The 2,107-nt window shown below is 61.7% G+C and carries 1 protein-coding gene and 1 pseudogene; both read left to right on the top strand.

All coding sequences use genetic code 11. The features are described from left to right. Positions 1-123 (top strand): annotated as a pseudogene (locus N8H71_RS28680) (Hcp family type VI secretion system effector); the annotation flags it as partial. Between the two features lie 128 nt (positions 124-251). Beyond that, the coding region (tssI, locus tag N8H71_RS28675) for a type VI secretion system tip protein TssI/VgrG (protein ID WP_262196515.1) at positions 252-2,107 on the top strand (1,856 nt) is incomplete at its 3' end.

Genomic DNA, 2,107 nt, shown 5'->3' with positions numbered 1-2,107 from the left:
GATCCAGGCAACGCGCACTTCACCCACCTGGAAGAAGTGCAGTTCACCTACCGCAAAATCACCTGGACCCACGAAGTATCCGGTACTTCGGGTTCCGATGACTGGCGTGCTCCAGTCGTTTAATTACGGCTGATCGTTTCAAGCATCGGCCAGCTCTGCTGGTCGATGTTGTTTACGCCCCTCCAGAATTTTGCGCGCGTTGACCGGTTTAGCGGTCGACGGGCGCCGCTGTACAGCACGAGGAACAAGGGATGTTCGCGCCGGCCAATGAAACCCACTTTGCCCTGACCATCGAAGGTCTTTCCGCCGATTTCCAGGTGTTTACCCTCACCGGTCGGGAAGCCGTCAGCCAGCCTTTCGTATTCGAGGTGGAGCTGGTCAGTGAGCAGCCGTCGCTGGACCTCGAAACCCTGCTGCACAAACCGGCCTTTTTGCAGCTGTCGCCCGACGGCAGCGGCATCCACGGCCTGATCTACCGCGCCGCGCAAGGCGATTCCGGCAAGCGCCTGACGCGCTACTCCGTGACCCTGCGCCCGCAACTGGCGTACCTCGCGCACCGGATCAACCAGCGAATCTTCCAGAACCTCAGCGTGCCGAAAATCATCGGCAAGGTGCTCGAAGAACACGGTATCCAGGGCAACGCCTATGAATTTCAGACCGGTTCGATCTACCCCGATCGTCTCTACTGCGTGCAGTACGACGAATCGGACCTGCATTTCATCCAGCGCCTGTGCGAAGAAGAAGGCATTCACTACCACTTCCAGCACAGCGCCACGGCGCACAAACTGGTGTTCGGCGATGACCAGACGGTGTTCCACAAACTGGCACCGGTGGCCTATCAGCAGGACTCCGGCATGGTCGCCAGCGACCCGGTGATCAAGCGCTTCGACCTGCGCCTGGAAACCCGCACCAGCCGCACCACCCGCCGCGACTACGACTTCGAAAAACCGCGGATCACCCTCGAAAGCGAAAACCGTGGCGACGCCCTGCCCGACCTCGAGGACTACGACTACCCGGGCCGTTTCATCGACCGCGAGCGCGGCAAACACCTGGCCAAACGCGCCCTCGAACGCCATCGCAGCGACTTCCAGCTCGCCGAGGGTCGCAGTGATCAGCCGTTGCTGGTCAGCGGCCATTTCCTCGCGCTGAAAGAACACCCGAAGGCCAAGTGGAATGACCTCTGGCTGCTCACCGAAGTCCACCACGAAGGCAAGCAGCCGCAAGTGCTGGAAGAGTCGGTCACCAGCGACACCACCGCGCTGAAAGACGATTTCCATCAGGGCTACCGCAACCGCTTCCAGGCCACCCCGTGGGACGTGCCGAACCGCCCGCCCCTGCACCACCCGAAACCGCGCATCCTCGGCAGCCAGAGCGCCGTGGTCACCGGCCCTAAGGGTGAAGAAATCCACTGCGACGAATACGGCCGCGTCAAAGTCCAGTTCCACTGGGACCGCGAAGGCCAGGCCGACGACAAGACCAGCTGCTGGCTGCGCGTGTCTTCCGCCTGGGCCGGCGCCCAGTACGGCGGCATCGCCATCCCGCGCATCGGCATGGAAGTGCTGGTCACCTTCCTCGAAGGCGACCCCGACCAGCCGCTGATCAGCGGCTGCCTGTACCACAAGGAAAACACCGTCCCCTACGCCCTGCCGGCGAACAAGACGCGCACCACCTTCAAGACCCTGAGCTCCATGGGTGGCGGTGGATTCAACGAACTGCGCATCGAAGACAAGAAAGGCCAGGAACAGATCTTCCTCCACGCCCAGCGCGACTGGGACGAGAACATCGAACACGACCAGAAAATCCGCGTCGGCAACGAACGCCACGACGTCGTGGAAAAGAACAGCTACACGGAATTCAAGGCCGAAGAACACCACACCGTCTACGAAGACCGCAAAGTCGAAGCACGGGCCAACGACCACCTGACCGTGGGCGTGAACCAGCACATCAAGATCGGCACCGGGCAATTCATCGACGCGGGGCAGGAAATTCACCTGAGCAGTGGCATGAAAGTGGTGCTGGAGGCCGGGGCTGAACTGACACTGGTCGGCGGTGGCAGCTTCATCAAGATCGATGGCGGCGGCGTGACCATGAGCGGGCCGGCGATCAA

Origin of the sequence: Pseudomonas koreensis (assembly GCF_025447595.1) — a bacterium.
Lineage (GTDB): Bacteria > Pseudomonadota > Gammaproteobacteria > Pseudomonadales > Pseudomonadaceae > Aquipseudomonas > Aquipseudomonas koreensis_H.
This window is presented reverse-complemented; position numbering and strand designations above follow the sequence as displayed.